At 38.6% G+C, this 22506-nt stretch carries 22 protein-coding genes; all 22 read left to right on the top strand.

Going from position 1 to position 22506, the window contains the following annotated elements; translation table 11 throughout:
• Positions 1-3 precede the first annotated feature (3 nt).
• The 22 genes from CVT15_RS00990 (at position 4) to nuoN (ending at position 22501) form a co-directional block, all read left to right on the top strand.
• Positions 4-1185: a glutathionylspermidine synthase family protein gene (locus tag CVT15_RS00990; RefSeq protein WP_103576545.1), complete on the top strand. Its 1182-nt coding sequence runs from the start codon at positions 4-6 to the stop codon at positions 1183-1185.
• Between the two features lie 2 nt (positions 1186-1187).
• Positions 1188-2123, top strand: a complete 936-nt coding sequence (locus tag CVT15_RS00985; RefSeq protein WP_103576546.1) for a D-2-hydroxyacid dehydrogenase — start codon at positions 1188-1190, stop codon at positions 2121-2123.
• Positions 2123-2881, top strand: a complete 759-nt coding sequence (locus CVT15_RS00980; protein ID WP_103576547.1) for a hypothetical protein — start codon at positions 2123-2125, stop codon at positions 2879-2881. Before CVT15_RS00985 ends, CVT15_RS00980 begins: the two co-directional genes overlap by 1 nt.
• Positions 2882-2898: 17 nt before the next feature.
• Complete coding sequence (locus CVT15_RS00975; protein ID WP_021089472.1) at positions 2899-3396, top strand: YajQ family cyclic di-GMP-binding protein; 498 nt, start codon at positions 2899-2901, stop codon at positions 3394-3396.
• A gap of 207 nt (positions 3397-3603) precedes the next feature.
• A complete protein-coding gene (locus tag CVT15_RS00970; RefSeq protein WP_107898262.1) occupies positions 3604-4395 on the top strand; it encodes a YegJ family protein in 792 nt (263 codons plus the stop codon).
• Between the two features lie 67 nt (positions 4396-4462).
• On the top strand, positions 4463-5743 hold the full coding sequence (locus CVT15_RS00965) for a hypothetical protein (RefSeq protein WP_087586775.1): 1281 nt from the start codon (positions 4463-4465) through the stop codon (positions 5741-5743).
• Between the two features lie 239 nt (positions 5744-5982).
• Positions 5983-7347, top strand: coding sequence for a coproporphyrinogen III oxidase family protein (locus CVT15_RS00960; RefSeq protein ID WP_103576631.1), 1365 nt, complete (start codon positions 5983-5985; stop codon positions 7345-7347).
• Positions 7347-8981: a multidrug ABC transporter permease/ATP-binding protein gene (locus CVT15_RS00955; protein WP_107898261.1), complete on the top strand. Its 1635-nt coding sequence runs from the start codon at positions 7347-7349 to the stop codon at positions 8979-8981. The genes CVT15_RS00960 and CVT15_RS00955 overlap by 1 nt, the downstream gene beginning before the upstream one ends.
• Positions 8982-9086: 105 nt before the next feature.
• Complete coding sequence (locus CVT15_RS00950; protein ID WP_021090439.1) at positions 9087-9476, top strand: NAD(P)H-quinone oxidoreductase subunit 3; 390 nt, start codon at positions 9087-9089, stop codon at positions 9474-9476.
• A complete protein-coding gene (locus CVT15_RS00945) occupies positions 9458-9970 on the top strand; it encodes a NuoB/complex I 20 kDa subunit family protein (protein WP_021083979.1) in 513 nt (170 codons plus the stop codon). Before CVT15_RS00950 ends, CVT15_RS00945 begins: the two co-directional genes overlap by 19 nt.
• Positions 9967-10725, top strand: coding sequence for an NADH-quinone oxidoreductase subunit C (locus tag CVT15_RS00940; protein ID WP_107898260.1), 759 nt, complete (start codon positions 9967-9969; stop codon positions 10723-10725). Before CVT15_RS00945 ends, CVT15_RS00940 begins: the two co-directional genes overlap by 4 nt.
• The gene (gene nuoD, locus CVT15_RS00935; protein ID WP_087586770.1) at positions 10722-11951 is read left to right on the top strand and encodes an NADH dehydrogenase (quinone) subunit D; all 1230 of its coding nucleotides are present in this window, start codon (positions 10722-10724) and stop codon (positions 11949-11951) included. Before CVT15_RS00940 ends, nuoD begins: the two co-directional genes overlap by 4 nt.
• Positions 11948-12178 carry an NADH-ubiquinone oxidoreductase subunit E family protein gene (locus CVT15_RS00930; RefSeq protein WP_087579452.1) on the top strand — a complete coding sequence of 77 codons (231 nt, stop codon included), beginning with the start codon at positions 11948-11950 and terminating at the stop codon, positions 12176-12178. Before nuoD ends, CVT15_RS00930 begins: the two co-directional genes overlap by 4 nt.
• Entirely contained in the window at positions 12175-12885 is a 711-nt protein-coding gene (locus tag CVT15_RS00925) for a hypothetical protein (RefSeq protein WP_103577238.1), read from the top strand. Before CVT15_RS00930 ends, CVT15_RS00925 begins: the two co-directional genes overlap by 4 nt.
• Positions 12882-15188 (top strand): NADH-quinone oxidoreductase subunit G, encoded by a 2307-nt coding sequence (locus CVT15_RS00920; protein WP_107898259.1) that lies wholly within the window; start codon positions 12882-12884, stop codon positions 15186-15188. The genes CVT15_RS00925 and CVT15_RS00920 overlap by 4 nt, the downstream gene beginning before the upstream one ends.
• Positions 15181-16176, top strand: coding sequence for an NADH-quinone oxidoreductase subunit NuoH (nuoH, locus tag CVT15_RS00915; RefSeq protein ID WP_103577236.1), 996 nt, complete (start codon positions 15181-15183; stop codon positions 16174-16176). The genes CVT15_RS00920 and nuoH overlap by 8 nt, the downstream gene beginning before the upstream one ends.
• Before the next feature lie 8 nt (positions 16177-16184).
• The gene (gene nuoI / locus CVT15_RS00910; protein ID WP_103577235.1) at positions 16185-16802 is read left to right on the top strand and encodes an NADH-quinone oxidoreductase subunit NuoI; all 618 of its coding nucleotides are present in this window, start codon (positions 16185-16187) and stop codon (positions 16800-16802) included.
• Positions 16803-16825: 23 nt separating this feature from the next.
• Positions 16826-17362, top strand: a complete 537-nt coding sequence (locus CVT15_RS00905; RefSeq protein WP_103577234.1) for an NADH-quinone oxidoreductase subunit J — start codon at positions 16826-16828, stop codon at positions 17360-17362.
• Positions 17359-17661: an NADH-quinone oxidoreductase subunit NuoK gene (gene nuoK / locus CVT15_RS00900; protein WP_103577233.1), complete on the top strand. Its 303-nt coding sequence runs from the start codon at positions 17359-17361 to the stop codon at positions 17659-17661. The genes CVT15_RS00905 and nuoK overlap by 4 nt, the downstream gene beginning before the upstream one ends.
• 3 nt (positions 17662-17664) lie before the next feature.
• Entirely contained in the window at positions 17665-19503 is a 1839-nt protein-coding gene (gene nuoL, locus CVT15_RS00895; RefSeq protein ID WP_103577232.1) for an NADH-quinone oxidoreductase subunit L, read from the top strand.
• Positions 19503-21014: an NADH-quinone oxidoreductase subunit M gene (locus tag CVT15_RS00890; protein ID WP_103577231.1), complete on the top strand. Its 1512-nt coding sequence runs from the start codon at positions 19503-19505 to the stop codon at positions 21012-21014. Before nuoL ends, CVT15_RS00890 begins: the two co-directional genes overlap by 1 nt.
• Positions 21011-22501 (top strand): NADH-quinone oxidoreductase subunit NuoN, encoded by a 1491-nt coding sequence (gene nuoN, locus CVT15_RS00885; protein ID WP_103577230.1) that lies wholly within the window; start codon positions 21011-21013, stop codon positions 22499-22501. Before CVT15_RS00890 ends, nuoN begins: the two co-directional genes overlap by 4 nt.
• Positions 22502-22506 lie beyond the last annotated feature (5 nt).

Genomic DNA, 22506 nt, shown 5'->3' with positions numbered 1-22506 from the left:
AAAATGATAAATTTAAGAAAAATTACGCCATTAAATAACGAATTTATGGAGAAAATCGGCTTTGCGTGGCATACAGATAACGATAACAGCTCATATATCGCAGATGAGATCGTACAGGTGAAAGCAAGCGAGGCAGATGCTTATTATGAAGCAGCAAACGAGTTATATGATATGTATGTAAATGCCGCTCAGCACGTCATTGACAACAACCTTTTTCACGAGATAGGCATACCGTTTAATCTCGTTGATAGTATAAAAAAAAGCTGGGAAAATGACGTTCACTGGCACCTTTATGGCAGATTTGATCTTGCTGGTGGGCTTGATGGCAAGCCGATAAAACTGATCGAATTTAACGCTGATACGCCAACGGCAGTTTTTGAGACGGCGATCATTCAGTGGGCGATGCTAAAGCTAAATCACATGGATGAAGCAGAGCAATTTAATAACCTTTACGAAGCTTTAAAACAAAATTTCAAGCGTCTAATTACTCTTGGCGACGATAATGTAAATTTCGAGGATGTTTACGAGGGCTGGGGGATACTCTTTAGCTCTATCGCTGGCAGTATCGAGGACGAGCAAACCGTAAAATTACTACAATACATCGCAAAAGAAGCCGGCTTTAAAACCGACTTTGCTTACGTTGATGAGGTCGTTTTTAACGATAACGAGGGCATTTTTAAAAATGATGAAAATTTCGAGTATTGGTTTAAACTCGTTCCTTGGGAGAGCATAGCGATCGATGAGGGCGAGCTAGCACTCATACTTTCAAATATCATCAAAAACCAAAAAGCCATCATCATAAACCCAGCCTACACGCTACTTTTCCAAAGTAAGGGAATTTTAAAAATTCTTTGGGATCTATATCCTAATCACCCACTCTTGCTTGAGACCTCAAATGAGCCACTAAAAGGCAAAAAATATGTGAAAAAACCACTCTTTGGTAGAGAGGGTGCAAACGTCTCGATACACGATGAAAACGGCGCACAAATAGCAAGTAATGACGGCGAATACGACTCAAACAAAGCCATCTATCAAGAATTTTACGAGTTTAACCAAGATGAGAGAGGCGATAACTACCAAGCAGGCGTGTTTTACGCTTATGAGGCGTGTGCGCTTGGATATAGAAAGGGCGGCAAAATTTTAGATAATTACTCTAAATTTGTAGGACATTTCATTAAGGACTAAAGATGAAGATCGTTTGTTTAGACGCGGCAACGCTGGGAGAAAACGTAGATCTTAGTGTTTTTAAGAAATTTGGCGAGTTTACCAGCTATCAAAAAACAAAAATCGAAGAGATCATGCCTCGTCTAAAGGGCGTTGATGTGGTCATCACAAACAAGGTCATCATCGACAAAGCCGTGATGGAGGCGACAAATTTAAAGCTCATTTGTATAAGCGCAACTGGCATGAATAATGTCGATCTAGAGTATGCAAAAGTTAAAAATATAGCTGTTAAAAACGTCGCTGGCTACTCAACCGCAAGCGTTGTGCAGCACACATTTGCCATGCTTTTTGAGCTAACAAATCGCATCAAATTTTATGATCACTACGTAAAAAGCGGAGAGTGGGTGAAGAGTGAAATTTTCACCTATCTTGGCGCGGATATCAGCGAGATCGCTGGCAAAGAATTTGGCATCATCGGACTTGGCGAGATAGGACGTGGCGTGGCGGCAGTGGCGCGTGCATTTGGCGCAAACGTGAGCTACTACTCGACAAGCGGAGCAAATAAAAACAGTGAATTTAAGCAAAAAAGCTTAGACGAGCTACTAAGAAGTAGCGACATCATCAGCATCCACGCACCGCTAAATGAAAAGACTAGAAATTTACTGGGCGCAAACGAGATAAATTTGCTAAAAGATGATGCGATAGTGCTAAATTTAGGACGTGGTGGCATAGTAGATGAAGCTGCGATGGCAAGCGCGATAGATGAGAGAAATTTACGCTTTGGTACGGACGTTTTGGAGAGCGAGCCAATGAGCAAAAATAGCCCATTTTTAAAGGTAAAAAATAGAGCAAATCTGCTCATCACGCCGCACGTAGCGTGGGGCAGCCTGGAGGCTAGAAAGACGCTCATCGCAAAGATCGTCGCAAACATCGAAAATTTCATCAATGAGAGCAGATAATGGGCTATGATATAAGCTATCACGCCATTAGCGAAAATGAAATTTCAAAGTGGTATTTTGAGGCACTTGAGCTTACAAAGGCCGGTAAATTTGACGAGGTTTTAGCACTTGCTAGCAAGGCTGGCGTAGAGGAATTTTACGCCCAAAAGTACAAAGATACGCTAAGTGCTGCGTTGCAGTATAAAGACGATGAAATTTTTAACAAAACTCACGGCTTTTGTATCGCCGTCACGCAAGGATTTTTTAGAAAGTATTTCTACACTCGTGGCACATCGCTAAGCTCTTTGGCGCGGCAAAATGAGAAATTTAAAAACTACGTCAGCAACTGGCGAGAAATTTTACCAAGTGAGTTTTTGGATAAATTTAGTGGCGAAATTTATAATGAGATCACCGAAAACTACTGTTGTGGAGCTTATGTAAACGCTAAAAACGTAGCTAAACTAAAGGCTGACTATGAAGCAGATGGCGAGATAAAAGAGGCGATTGATGGCTTTTACGCTCAAAATTTACCTGCATTTTTAGATGCGCTAAACTATGCATGCGAGCTAGAAATAGGCCTGCTCGAGGCCACTGAGGTCGTGGAGCCAAATCCACTTGATCTAAACAAATCAAGCTCATATTCAAATCTCTTTAACTGCGATCCAAATGGAGCTATCATCTACGCACAAACTGCGATGCAGCAGATTAGCGAGGCAGTAGAGCAAGAAGAGACTGACAAAAAGTCGATTTTTGAGAAGATCAAAGGGCTATTTAAATAAATTTTGAAAGGATAAAAATGGCAACCGAACATAGCTTTGATATAAGTGCTGAGGTCGATATGATGGAGGTTAAAAACGCTCTTGAGACGGCAAAAAAAGAGATCGCAGCAAGATATGATTTTAAAGGGCTTGCAGCTGAAGTCGAGCTAAACGAAAAAGAAAAATTTATCACGCTTCTTAGCTCAAGCGACAACAAGATCGACGCGCTAAAAGACATCGTGATCTCAAAACTCATCAAGCGCAATATCCCACCAGTAGCGATCACAGAGACAAAAAGAGAGCCAGCGAGTGGTGGAAATTTAAAAGCGACGCTAAAACTAAACGATACGCTTGACGGTGAAAACTCAAAAAAGATCACAAAAGCTATCAAAGACTCAAAGATCAAGGTGAGCGCGCAGATCAGGGGTGAAGAGATCAGAGTGACAAGCAAAAGCATAGATGATCTGCAGGAGTGTATAAAGCTGGTGCGGGGGTTAAATTTAGAGCTTCCGATAAGTTTCAAAAACCTAAAATAACGCACTTTTTCGCTTTATTATGCGTCGTTGATTTAAATTTTTACTCGGTCATTACCGGCTCGGTAACTCCCGTCACAAAAATTTAAATCGCCTCGCCTAATTTTGCGAAATAGCCACTAGATTTTTCATTTAAAATTTAGCTATTTAGCCTAAATTTGGCAGTTTTTTGCAAATTTACAATTAAATTTATTTCACTAAGGACAAAAAATGAGCTTTTTTAAGAAAATTCTCGGCAAACAAATCGATCTTGGCAAGCAAATGCCAATCTATTTTGTAAGTAGCGACGAAGACTATATGCAGCGTGCGTTTGAGCAGGCCAGAGAGAGCTTTAGATATTTTTGGCGTGAGGTTTACTGGGAGCGCCGCAGGATCGTACCTATGCTTGACTATGCAATGGTAAAAATTTGCTTTTTAGATATCGTAAATGGCGAAGAAGTCGGAGAACACATGTGGATAGACGATGTGGAATTTGACGGCGAAACGATATATGGCACGCTCATAAATGAGCCTGATGCAGTGCAAAACGTGAAATTAGGCGATCAAATAAGCGCAAAGATAGACGAGATGAGTGACTGGCTCTTTTCGATAGATGGACGCGCATACGGCGGATTTAGCGTGCAGGCGATGCGCTCACGCATGCAAAAGAAAGAGCTAAAAGAGCACGATAAAGAGTGGGGGCTTGATTTTAGGGATTTTAACGATATCTTGGTAGTTTACGAGCAAAAAGAGCACCCTGAAAATTTGATAGAGCATCCAATGAGCAAAAATACGTATGAGCAAGTAAAGCAATATATAAAAGAGCACCCAAATATGGTCACGGACGCTGATGAATTTGGCTATACACAGCTTCACCACGAGGCGATCGCTGGAAATTTAAATCTTGTAAATCTCTTGCTAGAAAATGGCGCTAATAAAAATGCCCGCACAAAAAGCGGCAAAACGGCAGCTGAATTTGCTGAGAATTTGGGCTGGAGCGAAATCGCAAAGGTGCTTAAATAACAAAATTTGTAAATTAAATTTAGGAACAAAATTTGAGTTATCAAGACATTTTAGATGAAAGGATCTTATGAAACAAAAAAATAAGCGAATACCAAGAAATAAAACAAATTCCATAAATAGTAACAAAGCTGAAAATAATATGGGCAAGGATGGTAAAAAAGGATCTAATACAAAAAGCTCATGTGATTTTAAAAAGTTACTTTGTATCGGAAGAAGGCTTAAAAAGAAATTTATGGAGTCAAAAAATATGAGTGAAGAAAGAAAAGAGGAAAAAGATTTTTTACATAAAGTCTTAAAAAACCTTTTAAGATTACACCCATTGATACTATCTGGTATTAGCGTGGTTGGCATGATCTGTTATTTTGTATATTTTGGGTTTGAGTTAAGATATTTTCCTGACTTGGGCGGGTCAGATGTAGCATACGTTGGTGTATTGCTCTTTTTTATATTGACTATTATTTCACTCTTTATTATATTGCCATGTCTATTTTATCCAGGCTACTATAAAAATAAAAAAACAAAAACTTGGATGTTTTGTTTTGGGCTTTCCTTACTTCCCCTTTTCATATTAGTTCTTACAGCGGCATTTAATTACATCAATACGAATAAAATGCCATTTAATATTATGGTTTATTCTTTAGGTGGTTCTATCATCTACTTGTTTTTAGTTATTTTAGTGGATAAAAAAATCAATAATGATAAATTAGTTGTATGTTTTGCATACACTATACTTAATAAAACTATTATAGAAGATGATAAAAACAACACTGATAAAATTGATAGACTTATTACAAAAGTTATTAGATATATTGTACCTACTATATTTACTATATCTATTTTATTTATTTTATTTATTTTATTTTTTATAATAAATTACTCTTTTGAAATAGAATGGACTAATCTTGATATATGGTTTTATTCTACAATGCTTGGATTCTCTATTATGACACTGTCATATTTTAAAGGTTTGGAATATTTTTATAAACAAAATGATTACAAACTACTCTTAGTGACCGTGTCAACTGTAGTACTAGTAATTTTATATTTGTTATCCTCAGGTGCAATTTTGCATTGGCTCGGGATGACAAACATTGAATATAAATATTTATCTATTGAAAAAAGTGTAGCAGGAGCTTTACCAGAAAAAATTTTCAAAAATGGCAAATGTTGTGATGATAGTAAAACTTATTATGATGAAAACGAGACAGGCGGAGTTATAAAACTTCACAATATCAAAGCCCTATCAACACTAGGAAAGTTTTATTATTTAGAAGCAATAGGTTGTGAAAAAAATGAGACAATAAGATTTGAACTTGACGCAAGTAAAATTATCTCAAGAGAGAAATAAGAAAGGTAAATTTGAGCTTGACTCAAGCAAGATCATCTCAAGAGCCAAGGAGTAAAATCCTTAAGCTTTAGGGCTAAATTTTGGTGTATATGTGAAATTTGAAGGTTTTAAATTTTAAAAATTTTTAGTCAAATTTGCTGGCCTTACCTAAAAATTTCTTTAACACAAGGCTAAATTTATTAAAAGTTAGCTATCCTAACACATCAATTTAAAACCAAACTTATTTAAGGCGATTAGTTATGATCTTTAAAAATATTGTCGAAAATTTTGCCGTAAATTACGCTCATAATTCTATTCAAAGATCACTATATAATGAATTTAATATAGACATTTTAACCACAACCTACACCAAAACTCCCAAAAAAGACAAAAAGTATATGCTCTACGCACATGTACCATTTTGTCACACATTTTGCCCGTATTGCTCGTTTCATAAGTACCACTATGAGCAAGAGCTTGCGAAAATTTACTTTGAAAATTTACGTGAAGAGATGAGGCAGGTTAAAGAGGCTGGATTTGACTTTGATTCACTTTATGTTGGCGGTGGTACGACGCTTATAAATGAGCCTGAGCTTGAGAAAACACTTAAGCTTGCAAAAGATCTTTTTAGTATAGATGAAATTTCAGCAGAAAGCGATCCAAATCACATTTCACCCGAGAGTTTAGCCAGATTTGATGGATTAATTGATCGCTTAAGTGTTGGCGTACAAAGCTTTGATGATGAAACGTTAAAGAGAGTTGGCAGATATGAAAAATTTGGCTCAGCCAAGGAGATAAAAAGAAAACTTGAGCTCGCTCTTGGCAAAATTCCAGTCATTAGCCTGGATCTTATTTTTAACCTGCCAAATCAAACAAAAGAGCAGCTCATAAACGACATAAATACTGCAAAATCGATCTATCCGCAGCAGATCACCTTCTATCCACTTATGAAATCAGAGCTAACAAGAGAGAATATAGCTCGCTCGCTTGGTGTTTCAAACGTAGATAACGAGCGTGAATTTTATGAGATAATCACTGAAGAATTTAGCAAAAGTAACTACAAACAAAGCAACGCCTGGGCGTTTTCAAATGAAAAAAGTGCCGACCTTCGCGACGAATATGTTGGCTCAAATTTAGAGTATCTTGGCGTTGGTAGCGGAGCATTTAGCTTTCTTAACGGTGAGCTTGTAATAAACGCATTTAATCTACTTGAATACGGCAAAAGGATAAAAAATAGGCAAAGTCCAGTCATCGCAAAATGTGGTTTTAGCGAGAAAGAGAGACTTAAATACACATTTTTAACAAGGCTTTTTGATGGCGGAGTTGATATTAAAAGATATAACGATGAAAATAACACAAACATCAACAAAGCCTTATTTATGGAGCTTAGCTTACTTAAGCTTGTAAATGCAATATATGAAGAAAATGGCATTATTAAGCCGACATTTTTTGGCAAATATATCTGCATCGTGCTTATGCGTGATTTTTATGCTGGCATGGACAAAGTGCGTGCGATATTTAAAGATGACGCTAAGATAAAACGAAGCAAGGTACTTCGTATAATGAGCGAAAATACTGAACAAAAGTATGAGCCAAATATCATTCAGCCACGAGCTGCGATATAATGCTTGCAAATTTAATCAAAAAAAATATCTACCAAATTTCTAAAATAGTATTATTAACACTCGTATTTAGCGGACTTGGTGTTTGGACCCTCTCATTTATAAATAATGAGCTTGTAAATTTAAAAGAATTTGACACCTTTATAGCAGTTAAATTTATAGTGGTTTTGCTCTTGTTTTTTGTAAGCGCCATCGCCGCAAATATATCGCTTACAAATTTTGGGCATAAATTTATCTACGAGCTTAGATATCAAAGCATAAAGCAAATTTTAGATACGCCAAATAGCGTGATAAATGAGATCGGCAAGGCAAAGATCATAGCTAGCCTAAACAATGACATAAAAACGATCACATTTGCTTTTATGAGCGCTACTGGCTTTATACAAAGTCTAGTTTTTATCGTCTGCGCTAGCATCTATCTTTGTGTAATCGCTCCAAAAATTTTTATCTTTTTGTCCATTTGGATCGGTGCGACTCTTTTTATAAATACACTTTTTATGAAAAAAATTCATCTTTATTTTAAGCATTCTAGAGTTCAAGATGACGCATTGCAAAAGCACTACGACGATATCGTAGAGGGGCATAGAGAGCTTAGTTTAAATAGAGCAAGGGCAAGTGTCTGCTTTGATGAGTTAAATTTTACAGGCGATAAAAAACGTCAAAATATGGTAAAAGCTGATATTTATCACGCATTAAGTGATAATTTCACAAATATTATGCTTCTTGGCTCAGTTGGTCTTTGTGTATTTTTGTGCGTGGCATTTGACTGGGCGAGCCTGCAAACAGCACTAAGCATCAGCCTAACGATACTATTTTTAAGAGGCTCGTTTATGAGTATGGTTGGCTCCATACCGGCTGCACTTAGCGCAAAAGTGAGTTTAGAAAAGATCATGAGCTTAAATTTAAATAAATTTAAGGAAAGCTTTAAATTTGATGATAGTCTAAATGGCGAGTGGAAAAACATAAAACTAAAAGATATAAATTTCAACTACACTCACGGCAAATTTAGCCTAAAAGATGTAAATTTAGAGATCAAACGCGGTGAGATAACATTTATCATCGGTAAAAATGGTAGTGGTAAAAGTACACTTATAAATTTACTTTGTGGACTAATGCGTCCAAGTAGTGGCGAAATTTACCTTGATAGCACAAAGATAGATGAAGCAAATTTACAAAGCTATCAAGCAAAGATTAGCGCTATTTTTGCTGATTTTTATCTATTTTCACAAACGCTCTCTCATAATGGCTTTGCTAGCCAAAGCGAAATAGACGAGCTTTTAGCCTTACTTGAGATCGATAAAAAAGTAAGTGTCATAGATAATAAGCTTAGTACCACGCAACTCTCAACCGGTCAGCGAAAACGCCTAAGTCTTTTAATAGCTATTTTAGAGCACCGCTCTATCCTTATCCTAGATGAATGGGCGGCCGACCAAGATCCGCTATTTAAGCGTAAATTTTACAAAGAAATTTTGCCATTTTTACAAAGTAAAGGCATCAGCATAATCGCTGTTAGTCACGATGATAGCTATTTTGATGTAGCAACTAGGATCATTTTAGTTAAAGATGGCTTTGTGCGTGAGCTAGACGAGAGCGAGCGAATAAGTGCTGCAAAAGATGCAGTTGAGAAGATAAAATAGGAGTAATTTTTACACAAAAGCACAATACTCACCCTACTCTTAAGCCGTTTCAAGCTCAAATAAATTTAAATTTAGTAGAATCTTAAAAATTAAAAAAGGCAAAGTATGTCACATTCAGAGCTTGAAAGTACCTATTTTGGTGCATTTATCATACTTTTACTAGCGACTTGTTCATTTTGTTTAATAACATTCTTATCTTCAAAAATAAGCAAAAAACTAGCCAACCGCAATACCCAGCGTCTAAAACTTGGCTTTTATGAGTGTGGTCCAACCACCGTAAAACAGCCAAATAAGATAAATATCCACTACTTTTTTTATGGAATTTTATTTATTTTGTTTGATGTTGAAGTCATTTTTATGTATCCGTGGGCGGTGGATTTTAGGCTACTTGGAATTTTTGGACTAATCGAAATGTTGCTTTTTGTGGCGATTTTACTTATCGGCTTTGCTTATGCTTGGCAAAAAGGAGTCTTTAAATGGCAAAGCATCAGATAAATTACGCTGCAAATGGTGGCTTGCCAGTCGTTTTAACAACGGTTGACAAGCTAGTTCAGTGGGGTAGAAGCAACTCGCTTTGGGCTCTTAGTTATGGACTTGCCTGCTGTGCGATCGAGATGATGGCAAGCGGAGCTAGTAGGTATGACTTTGATAGATTTGGCACCATTTTTCGCGCCAGTCCAAGACACTCAGAGGTGATGATCATAGCTGGCACACTAACTAAAAAACACGCTGAATTTACAAGGCGCCTTTATGATCAAATGCCTGAGCCAAAGTGGGTCATCTCGATGGGTAGCTGCGCAAATACTGGTGGCATGTTTAACACCTATTCAACCGTTCAAGGTGTAGATCGCATAATCCCCGTCGATATCTACATTCCAGGCTGTGCCCCGCGCCCAGAAACGCTTCAATATGCACTTATGATGCTTCAAAAAAAGATAAGAAAACAAAGTGCATTTAGGGCGCAAAAGCCAAGAAAGCTAGACATATGAGAGAGTATAAGCCAAAAAAAGACCTACAAAAAAAGCAGTACTATAGCGAGAAATTTTATATCGCCAAGCAGATGCCAAAAGAAGTAGCAAGTGGTTCTAAATTTGATGAAGAGCTAGCCATCTTAGAGCAAAATGGAGTAGAAATTTTATCTAGCTATATAGAGTTTGATCAGCTTGTACTTTATATAAATTCTAGTGAAAATTTTAAAGCTCTTGAGACACTAAAAAGCTTTGGCTATGAACAACTTAGCGAGCTCGCAGCGCTTGATTTCATAAATCAAAAAGATGGATATGAGGTTTTTTATCAGCTTTTAAGTGTTAGCAAAAATAGGCGCACGCGAGTAAAGTGCTTTGTCAAAAAGGACGAAATGCTAAAAAGCGTCTGCGAGCTTTATAAAAGCGCAAACTGGGCGGAGCGCGAGATGTATGATCTAAGCGGTGTTTTAATCAAAGATCATCCAAATTTAAAGCGCCTCATCATGCCTGATGACTGGCACTCACATCCACTTTTAAAGAGCTACCCGCTAACTGGCGACGAGGCTGCCAAATGGTACGAGGTGGATAAAATTTTTGGAAGCGAGTTTAGAGAGCAAATCGGCGAAGAGAACCGCGATCCAGCCTATATTGAAGAGAAAGATACCTTTGGATTTTCAAGGGTGTTTAGCGAAGAGTACGAGTATCAAGAAGATGGCGGCGTAAAATTTGTCAAAAAGGCTAAATTTAGTCAGAGTCAGATAGTAAAGGAACGACCTTGAGTCAGTCACCAAACCGCTTAAAACCATTTTTTGAAAATTTAGAATTTGAGCAAAATGACGGCAAGATGATACTAAATTTTGGCCCACAACACCCAAGTGCACATGGTCAGTTAAAGCTTGTGCTTGAGCTTGACGGCGAAAAGGTCGTAAAAGCCTTACCAGAGGTTGGCTTCATGCACCGAGGCGTTGAAAAAATGGCTGAAAATATGACCTATCAGGAGTTTATCCCAGTGACTGACAGGGTGGATTACATCGCATCAAGTGCGAATAACTACGCATTTTGCGCGGCTGTGGAGAAGCTTTGCGCCATAGAAGTGCCTCGCCGTGCGCAGATCATCCGAGTTATGCTATTAGAGCTAAACCGCATCAGCTCGCACCTTTTATTTTTAGCCACGCATGCCCTTGACGTGGGGGCAATGAGCGTCTTTTTATACGCATTTAGAGAGCGCGAATATGTCCTTGATCTCATAGAAAAATACTGCGGCGCAAGGCTAACTCATAGCTCCATAAGGATCGGTGGCGTTCCGCTTGATCTACCTGATGGCTGGTGCGAGGAGCTGCTTAAATTTTGCGAGAAATTTCCAAGCGACATCACGCTTTATGAAGATCTGCTAAGTGAAAATAGAATTTGGCAAGCAAGGCTAATAGATGTGGGCGTAGTTAGCAAAGAGCTAGCCCTTAGTAGCGGCTGCTCTGGCGTAATGCTAAGAGCAAGTGGCATCGCGCGCGACATCAGAAAAGAAGAGCCATATCTCATCTACGACGAGCTAGAATTTGACGTGCCTTACGCAACAAAGGGCGACTGCTACGCGAGATATCTACTTTATATGAAAGAGATGCGCGAGTGCGTGAAAATTTTAAAGCAGTGCGTTAGCAAGTATCAGACAAGTAGCCCCGCTATCATCGCCGACGCGCCAGAGTATGTGAGCGCCTCAAAAGAGCAGATAATGAGCCAAAACTACTCATTAATGCAGCATTTTGTGCTGATAACTCAGGGGCTAAAGCCCCCAAAGGGCGAAATTTACTTCGCTAGTGAGTCACCAAAGGGCGAGCTTGGAATTTATATAAACTCAGACGGCAGCGCAAGCCCGTACCGCCTAAAAATTCGCACGCCAAGCTTTTGGCACTGCGCTATTTATGAAGATTTATTGATAGGCCAGTACGTTGCTGACGTCGCTACGATAATTGGTAGCACAAATATCATCTTAGGCGAGGTCGATAGATGAGAAGGGTCGATCTTAGGCACTTAAAGAGTGAGTTTTTGAGCGCTCTTGGACAGCAGATAAAGGCTGGCGAGGCTGGCGAAGTGATTATATTTTTATTTGAGATAGGCGATTTTAGTGGTGTGACAAAGGCTGTAAATTTAGCCTATAATCTAAACTGCGAAGTGATGAACTCGCTTAAATTTAACCAAGTTGATTGGGTATTAACTATAAAAAAGGGCAAGATATGAAATTTAATGATTTAATAGCAGGCAAAAGCTTAAGCATCGCAAATTTACTAAGCTTGAGCGATAAAAATTTAGCAAAAAAGATAAAAGAGCACGAGTTTAAGTACATCTCTTGCATCGAAGATAGCGAGCTTGGCGGCGAAAATTTAATCCGCTGTGAAATAGGCTCAATAAGCTACGTCTTAGCTCTTCTTTGCAAATACGCAAATTTATCTTGCGATGAGTTTTTTAGCGAGCTTGATGATGGGCTGATAAGTGGCGAGTGCAATGTTGGTGAAGAGGAATTTGAAGAGCTAGGCGAGTGGATAAAGGACGTTAAAAACATCGTTATTGATGATTCATTTTTTACTCATCCAGATAAAGATGCGATCTTTTGGCTACTTGAAATTTTAGGCAAAAATGTCGTTTTGGCTGGTGGTTGCAGGAAAGAATTTAACGATTATCACAAAATAGACGAGCTAAAAGAGCTTGAAAATTTTGACGGAGCGGTCGTTTATCTAAACAAAAACGCAAGCGATGAGATCGTGGGCGGCGTGCAATTTGGCATCGTAGCAAAGGCAAAGGATGGCGATATGCTAGAGCTTAAAGCAAAAGATTTTAGCGTGACGGCAAAATTTAAACTAGACCATTCGCTAAAAGGCACAGTTGCGATATTTGGCGCAAAAGAGTTTGATGGATACGCATTTAAACAAGTAGTAGTTAGTAAATGAAAATAAGCATAAATGATCAAATTTTAGAAGCAGATGAAGGCGAGAGTATCCTAAATATCGCAAGAGCAAATGGAATTTATATCCCAGCTCTTTGCTATCTTAGCGGCTGCTCGCCAACTCTTGCTTGTAGGCTTTGCATGGTCGAGGCAAACGGCAAAGTAGTTTATAGCTGCAATGCCAAAGCAAAAGAGGATATGCAAATTTATACAAACACGCCAGAAATCGCTGCCGAGCGAAATGCAATCATGCAGACTTATTGCGTAAATCATCCGATTCAATGTGGCGTTTGTGACAAAAGTGGCGAATGTGAATTGCAAAATTTAACGGCGCATCTAAATGTAAAAGAGCAAAGCTTTGCCATTACTGACACACACAAACCGCATAAAAAATGGGGGCTAATCAACTACGATCCAGCTCTTTGCATAGTCTGCGAAAGATGTGTCACTGTTTGTAAAGATAGGATCGGCGAGAGTGCGCTAAAGACCGTACCAAGGGGCGTTGAAGTGCCAAAAGAGCTAAAAGAGAGTATGCCAAAAGATGCCTACGCAGTTTTTAGTAAGATGCAAAAAAGCCTAATAGGTCCAAGCGTGGGCGAGAGTCTTGACTGCTCATTTTGTGGCGAGTGTATCAGCGTTTGCCCTACTGGAGCGCTTATTAGTTCGCATTTTCAATATAGCACAAATATCTGGGAGCTAAACCCTATCCCAGCAGCAAATCCACATCAAAGCGATTGCGAGCTAATTTACTATGACGTAAAAGAAAAGAGCACTAGCGATAGAAGTAAGCAAATTTACCGCGTCAGCAATGATTTTACATTTGGCGAAATAAGTGGAGCAGCTAGGTTTGGCTATGACTTTCACAACGAGCTTGCCTGTAAGAATGAAGAGAAATTTGAAGAGATTGTTTTAAATATTAAAAATGGCGCAATCAAAAATATAAAATTTAATAGCTTCATCACGAACGAAGAGGCCCTTATTTTAGAGCGTTTAAGAGAGAAATTTGATCTAAATTTAATAAATAATGAGGCGCTAAATTATCAAAAATTTTTAAATAAATTTAGCGAATTTAGCGGGCTTAGCTCATATAATGCAGACTATGAAGATATTAAAAAAAGCGATTTTATCATCACTGCTGGTAGTTTCTTAAGACACGAAAGCCCAGTGACAAGCTTTAAGTTAAATAACGCTTTAAAAATGAATAAAGCAGCTGGAATTTACTTTCATCACATAGCTGATGAGATCGTTAAAAAATATTCTAAAAATTTTATCTATGTAACGCATGAAGCTGGAGAGTTAGAGCAAATTTTACTTTTTATACTTAAAAACTGGGGTGAAAATTTACCTATCGCGCTTACATCAAAACTGACAAATTTTGATGAAAATTTTGGCTTAGATATACAGGCTTTAAGTGAGGGCAAAAGCAAATTTACGCTCATTTTAGGAAGCGATTTTTACACGGATGAAAATGCGAATTTACTAGCCGCACTTACTGGAGTGATCGTAAGAGCTACGCCATTTCGTGTGATGCTAATACCACCACGCACAAACTCACTTGGCGTTGCTAAAATTTGCACTCTTACAAGCGAAAAAAAGCCTGGCAAGACGCTTGGCTATAACGAAAATGGCGATTATAAATTTAGCATTTTTGAAGGCGACATCGATACTAGCGCACTAAATCAGCAAGAAGGCACATTTACAAGCATAAATAACGCCTTAGTGCCAACAAATGTGGCGATACCGCACAAAGGTTATTTTCTAAACGATATCGCAAATACACTTGGACTAATGGCAATGGCTAAAGATACGATTGATTACACGCCAAATTTACCAAAAGAAAAGGGTTACAAAGGCATTAAATTTGATGATTTAGAAAATTTTTACGCAAATGACAGCACAAGCCACAGAGGCTATAAGCTTGAAATTTCAAATTTCACGCCAAAAGAGGACATAGAGTCACTTTTTAAAGAAAAAAATGAGCCAAATTTAAAAGATGGCGAAGCTCTAGTTAGCCTTGCAAATCCTATAAATTTGCCATCATTTTTTGCAAACTATGCCACGCAAACAGCTAAAAGAGCGAAGCTTTATGCAAGTAGCGAATTTATGGCTAAATTTGAAATTTCACAAAATGAAGCAATTATTTTAGAAAAAGATGAGCATAAGCTTGCCATTTGCGTGGAGCTTGATAGCGAGCTTGGCGGAGTCGCTGCGTATTTAGGCGATTATGACGATAAGCTTGATGTAGGGGTTATATTTAATGGCAAAAGCTACGCCCCAGTTAAAATCATAAAGGCAAAAGATGAGTGAAACACTATTTTTTGTGCTAAGCACTATCGTTAAAGCCGTGGTCATCTTAGCCGTCATGGCAAGCCTTGCAGGACTAGCAACTTATGCTGAGAGAAAGGTACTAGCCTACATGCAGCGCCGCGTAGGACCTGATATGGTGGGACCTGCTGGAATTTTACAGATAGTAGCTGACATGATAAAACTCTTTACAAAAGAGGACATCGTACCAGCAAATACGAATAAATTTATCTTTTTAATAGCTCCACTAATATCAGCCATTGCCGCCTTTGCAGCGCTTGCACCTGTGCCGTTTTTGCCTGAGTTTGAAATTTTTGGACATACATTACGTCCGATTCTCTCAGATATAAATGTTGGTATTTTATACATCGCTGGTGTTGCTTCAGTTTGCGTCTTTTCTCCACTTGCAGCAGGTCTTGCAAGCTATAATAAATTTGCATTAATTAGTGCAGCTCGCGCAGTAGTCTCACTTCTTAGTTTCGAAATAGTCGCTGGCATGGCTCTTTTAAGCGTCGTAATGGTAACTAGCTCACTCTCACTTGTGGATATAAACAACTATCAAAAAGGAATTTTTGGCTGGCTTATATTCAAGCAGCCCCTTGCCTTTTTACTCTTTTTAATAGCAAGCTTCGTGGAGTGCAACAGAACGCCATTTTGCTTAACAGAAAACGAAACAGAGATAGTAGCAGGCTATGGCACCGAGTATAGCGGCATGAGATGGGCGATGTTTTTCATCGGCGAGTACACAAATATGATCGCCGCTAGCATCATCATTACGATTTTATTTTTAGGTGGATTTAACGAATTTTTATTTATCCCAGGTGCTTTGATGATCATCTTAAAATCAAGCATTGTCTTTTTCTTTTTTATTTGGGTAAGGGCTTCATGGGCACATTTAAGAGTTGATCAGTTAAGTACATTTTGCTGGAAAATTTTGCTTCCGCTTGGAATTTTAAATATCGTAATCACTGGCTTTATGCTACTAATCTAAGGCGAAAAATGAATGAGAAAAAATATATTTTAATAGATGAAAAGTTAAAGCCAAAGAGCGCGTTTGATAAATTTAAGCACTTCATCGCTGCCACATTTAAGCCTGATCTTTTGATCGGACTAAAAGTCACGATAAAGCAGATGCTCTTTAGCAAGTCGCATACTTTAAAATACCCTATGCAAAAGATGGAGCTAAATGCTAGATATAGGGGTATTCACAAGCTTTTAAAATTTGTTGAAAGTGAAAATGAACGTTGCATTGGGTGCGGGCTATGTGAGAAAATTTGCGTTAGCAACTGTATTTCGATGAAGACTTCACTTGGTGAAGATGGCCGCAAAAAGGTCGCAAGCTACTCAATAAATTTAAGTAGATGCGTGTATTGTGGATTTTGCGCTGATGTTTGTCCTGAGCTTGCGATAGTTTGCGGACAAGAGTACGAAGTCGCAAGCGAGAGCAGGATTATATTTGGCACAAAAGATGAATTTTTGACAAAGGATAAATTTTTAAAAGATCAAAGTGAGTTTGAAGGATACGGAGCACTTCCTAAAAATTCTGATAGCTTAATCAAAAAGACACCAAATGCATTTATAGGCGAAAATGAAAATGAGACAAAAAGTGATGAGTAGTATAAATTTTAAAAGGGCAAAAGATGTATGAGAGCTTTGCATTTTATCTTTTTAGCGCCTTGGTTTTAGTTAGTTTTTCTTTTAGCGTATTTTGTAAAAACGCACTAAATGCAGTATCTGCACTAGCTGCTGGCATGGTCTTTATCTCGGCTATATTTTTCTTACTTGGAGCGGAATTTCTAGGCGTAGTGCAGATCATCGTATACACAGGCGCTGTGGTCGTTTTATACGCATTTGCGATGATGTTTTTTGATAGCAGTAAAGAGTGTGAGCCAAAAAGTAGCAAAAAAGCAAAGATCACTATCTATCTTTTAAGTAGCTTTATAGCGCTTCTTTTGATATTTATATTTTTAGCTCCTATTTATGGTGCAAAATTTGATGGATTAAGTCCCATTGCTAGCGAGCTTGGCAATATCGAGGCTATTGGAATTTTGCTTTTTAGCAAGTATTTAATCGCTTTTGAGATGTGTGCTGTAATGCTTCTCGTGGCAATGGTTGCTGGCATTATCTTGATACATAAAGACCTAAATACTCAAAATACGCTAGAGGAGATGCTATGATAGGGCTTACTCACTACCTCATCCTTGCAAGTCTGGTCTTTGTCATAGGGCTAATTGGCATAATGCGAAGAAGAAATTTGATCATGCTATTTTTCTCAAGTGAAATTTTACTAAACTCGGCAAATATCGCACTTGCTGCCATTTCAAAATACCACTTTGATCTAACCGGGCAAATAGTTGCATTTTTTATAGTTGCCATCGCTGCTAGCGAGGTCGCTGTGGGGCTTGGCCTGCTCGTGCTTTGGTATAAAAAGACTGGCAGCATTAGCCTAGAATCGATGACAAATATGAAAGGCTAAGAGATGACTTTATTTTGCATTTCACTATTTTTCCCGCTTCTTAGCTTTATCGTTTCTGGACTTTTTTCACATAGTAGTAAAAATTTTTTACTTGGTATCTTTTGCTCACTTTTAATGATAATTAGCACAACCGCTTCACTCATGCTAACAGCTAGCCTTGGCATAGATGAACCGCTAAATTTATCACTAAAAAAATTTATAAATTTTGGCGGTCTGGATTTAAATTTTGGCTTCTATCTTGATGCCATTAGCCTTGTTATGCTTAGCACCGTTGGTATCGTGGCAAGCATCGTGCATATCTACTCAGTTGGCTATATGAAAGACGATGCAAGCTTTAACCGCTTTTTTAGCTACTTGGGGCTCTTTGTCTTTTGCATGAACGTCCTTGTCTCAAGCGATAATTTCATAGGACTTTTCATCGGCTGGGAGGGTGTTGGACTTTGCTCGTGGCTACTCATTGGCTTTTGGTATAAAAGACCTAGCGCGAACATCGCTGCAAATGAAGCATTTATAATGAATAGAATAGCCGATCTGGCCATGCTTATTGGTATTTTTTATATATTTTATAGCTTTGGCTCACTTAAATTTAGCGAGGTTTTTAACGCTAGAAGCAACTTTTCTGGGCTAAATTTAGGCATTATCGCCACACTTCTTTTTATAGGTGCCATGGGCAAAAGTGCACAGTTTCCATTTCACACTTGGCTTGCAAACGCCATGGAGGGACCAACACCAGTTTCTGCGCTCATTCATGCTGCGACCATGGTAACAGCTGGCGTCTATCTAGTCGTGCGAGCAAATTTTATCTTTGCAAACGCACCTGAAGTATCGCACTTTATCGCCTACCTTGGCACATTTGTAGCGGTTTTTGCGGCCAGTATCGCGCTTGTGCATAATGACCTTAAAAAAATCATCGCCTACTCGACGCTTTCGCAGCTTGGATATATGTTTGTAGCGGCTGGACTTGGCGCTTACAAGATCGCACTTTTTCACCTTGTCACGCACGCATTTTTCAAATCGCTTCTCTTTTTATGCGCTGGCAACGTCATGCACGCGATGAATGACGAGCTAAATATCAAAAAAATGGGCGGACTTTATAAATTTATGAAGCCAACTGCGCTACTTTCTATCATCGCAAGCTGCGCACTGGCTGGCTTTTATCCATTTGCTGGCTTTTTCTCTAAAGATAAAATTTTAGAGGTTGCTTTTAGTGAGAATAAATTTTTATGGATTATTTTACTCTTTGGTGCCGTACTTACGGCATTTTATAGCTTTAGGCTCGTTATGCTCGTCTTTTTTACAAAGCCAAAGAGCGAGAAACACGCGCATGAAGCTAAAAACTACATGCTAGCTGGCATGGGCATACTTGGAATTCTCTCAGTCATAAGTGGCTTTTTTTGGAGCAACTTTAGTGAGTTTTTAGAAAAAAGTTTAAAAGATTTTCCACTAAATTTATCTCACGGCAGCGAAATTTTCTTGCTCGTTTTAACACTTAGTCTAGTGCTGGCAAGCGCCGGCTTTGCGGTATTTGCTTATAAAAAAGAGATATTTAAAGAGAGCATTTGCGAGGGCAGGCTTTATAAAATTTTGCAAAATGCCTACTTTATCCCAAAATTTTACGAGAAATTTTTCATAAATGGCTATACGTTAGTTTCACAAATTTATAAAAAGATTGACGAGATGATAATCGATCGTAGTGTCGATCTAGTCGCAACAGCGCTAAATAAATTTGCATTTTTAGCAAACAAAATGCAAAGTGGCGACTTAAGCATCATGCTTAGATTTATGGTTGCAGGATTTGCCTTGCTTTTAAGCTTTATATTTTTATTAAACGGAGCCAAATAATGCTAAGTGTAATCATATTTTTCCCTGCAATAAGCGCAATGCTAGGCTTCTTGATAGAAAATAAAAGCATCAAATTTTATGGAGCAAGCATCGCTCTTATCGAGCTTTTGCTAGCTATTTTTATCTGCGTAAATGTCGATTTTCAGGGTTATGACTTTGCTCTAACGCATCAAGTCTCGCTCATACCAAGCCTAAATATCGGCTATTTTGTCGGCATCGATACCATTTCGCTAGCACTTATCGTACTTAGTGCATTTATGAGTTTCATCTCTATCGCGGCACTTAGCGATGATGGAAATTTAAAGCACCTAATTATTAGCGTGCTATTTTTAGAGAGTACGATGATGGGCGTCTTTAGCGCACTTGATATGATCTTGTTTTACAGCTTTTGGGAGCTTAGCCTCATACCGCTTCTTTACATCATCGGCGCATTTGGCAGTAAAAATAGAATTTACGCTGCGATTAAATTTTTCATCTATACATTTTTAGGCTCTGTCTTTATGCTAGTAGCGATCATCTTTATCGGCTATTTGTGCTATCAAAAAAGCGGTGTCTTTAGCTTTAATCTGCTTGATTGGTACAAGCTTGGTATCGGGCAAAATGCTCAAATTTGGCTATTTTTAGCGTTTTTCTTTGCCTTTGGTGTGAAAACTCCGCTATTTCCATTTCACACGTGGCTACCTTACGCGCACGGACAGGCTCCAACTATCGGCTCAGTTTTGCTTGCTAGCGTGCTTTTAAAGATGGGCACTTACGGCTTTGTGAGATTTTCACTACCGCTTTTTCCAGACGCGAGCCTACTTTTAAGCGGCTTTGTCTGCGTCATAGCCATTATTATGATCATCTACGCAGCCCTCGTTGCCTACGCACAAAGCGACATGAAACAAGTGATCGCTTATAGTTCCATTTCACACATGGGTGTCATCATGCTTGGCATCTTTTCATTAAATTTGATAGGTCTTGGCGGCTCTATATTTTTGATGATAAGCCACGGTATCGTTAGCGGTGCTTTGTTTTTGCTAGTTGGCGTCATCTACGAGAGAGCTCACACCAAAGAAATTTGCGAATTTGGTGGCCTTGCTAAGGTGATGCCAAAGTACGCACTTATATTTTTTATAGCAACTCTTGCAAGTATCGGTTTGCCGCTAACGATTGGCTTTGTGGGCGAGTTTTTGAGCTTGCTTGGCGTCTTTAAACTAAATAAGCTCTTTGCGCTACTTGGTGGTTTTAGTATCATCGTGGGCGCTGTTTATATGCTGGTACTTTATAAAAGGGTCTTTTTTGGCGAATGCAAGGAGAAAAATTTGAGCCTGAAAGATCTAAATTTTAAAGAGTTAGCCGCTCTTGTGCCACTTTGCTTGCTCATAATCGCTCTTGGTATCGCACCAAATTTGATACTAAAACCACTTGAGCCAAGCGTGCAAAATATCATAAGCAAAATGCAAACTAGAGCCGTAAATAGCGACACAAAGGATAAAATTTCATCTTTAAATGGTGGGAGCAAACTATGAATGAAATAGCCTTTTTAGATCTAAAAGAAATTTCTTTATCTTCGGTTGCTCCGATGCTTAGTATGATAATCTTTGCGCTTTTTATCTTAATCGTTGGCACCATAAAAAAAGATCTTTCAAGAAATTTCTACTGCGTATTTTGTATCATCGCAATATTTGTAAATTTGGGCCTAATACTTGATTTTAACGGTCTTAGCCTTAGCTTTTGGGATATGCTTTTAGTGGACGGGGTTTCTATCATCTCACAAGTCATCATCCTCATCGCATCAGCCCTTTTCATACCGCTGGCACTTAGCACAAAAGAGTATTTTGAGTACAAAATTTATGAATATTACGCGCTATTTTTATTTATGATAGCTGGATTTTTGTTTATGGTGAGTTCAAATAACCTACTCATCATCTTTTTAGGACTTGAGATCAGCTCGCTTTGCCTCTACACCCTAATCGCCCTTCACAATAAGGCAAAAAGCGTCGAAGCCGCCATTAAATACTTCGCTATGGGCTCGCTCTCAGCTGGCTTTTTTGCGATGGCAATAGCGATGTTTTATCTAGCGACAAACTCAATAGACATCGCTCGTATCGGCATTGTGATAAAAGATCTTAGCCTAAATCAAAATTTGATCATTTTGCTTGGCTGCGTTTTCATAGCCTCTGCCATTGGTTTTAAGCTCTCACTCATACCTTTTCACACATGGATACCAGATGTTTATGAAGGCTCAAATGCCCCACTAGCAGGCTATATGTCTATCGTGCCAAAGGTGGCAGCTTTTATCGTCGCACTTCGCGTCTTTGCCATGCTTGAGGGCTCACAAATTTTGTGGATAAAAGATATGCTCTACATCATCGCCGTGCTTACGATGAGCCTTGCAAACATCATGGCGCTAGTGCAAAAAGACGTTAAAAGGATGCTCGCTTTTAGCTCGATAGCTCACGCTGGTGTTGTGCTTTGCGCGCTTGTGGCGAATTCTCACGAGGCAAATGTCGCCTTGTTTTTTTACTGGATCATGTTTTTGTTTGCAAATTTGGGTGCATTTTCTATGCTCTGGGTGGCAAGGTGCGACGACGTTGTCTGCTGGGATAAGCGCTTTAAACATCCGTATGAGAAATTTTCAGGGCTTATTAAAATTTTGCCAAGCTACGCCGTGATAATGGGAATTTTCATGATCGCCCTTGCTGGCATTCCGCCTTTTAGCGTATTTTGGGGCAAGATGGTGCTTATCTCATCGCTTATCAAGTCTGATTACGTCGTACTTAGTGTCATTATCATGATAAATTCTGCCATTGCGATTTATTACTATTTAAAGCTAATCGTCTTTATGTTTTTAAAAGAGCCAATCGTAAAAGATAAAAATCTCTACACCGCAAACGTATCGATGGCATTAAAAGTAATTGTTGGCATTGCGGTAGCTGGAACGGCCTTTTCGTTTTTATTTTCTGGAGCGATTTTAGAATTTATTGAGCATTTTGTCTTTGCTTCAGGATTTTAGAAAAT

The organism is Campylobacter concisus, from assembly GCF_003048595.2.
Taxonomy (GTDB): Bacteria; Campylobacterota; Campylobacteria; order Campylobacterales; family Campylobacteraceae; genus Campylobacter_A; species Campylobacter_A concisus_L.
Note: the sequence above shows the minus strand (reverse complement) of the source record. Positions and strands in the feature narration are given on the sequence as shown.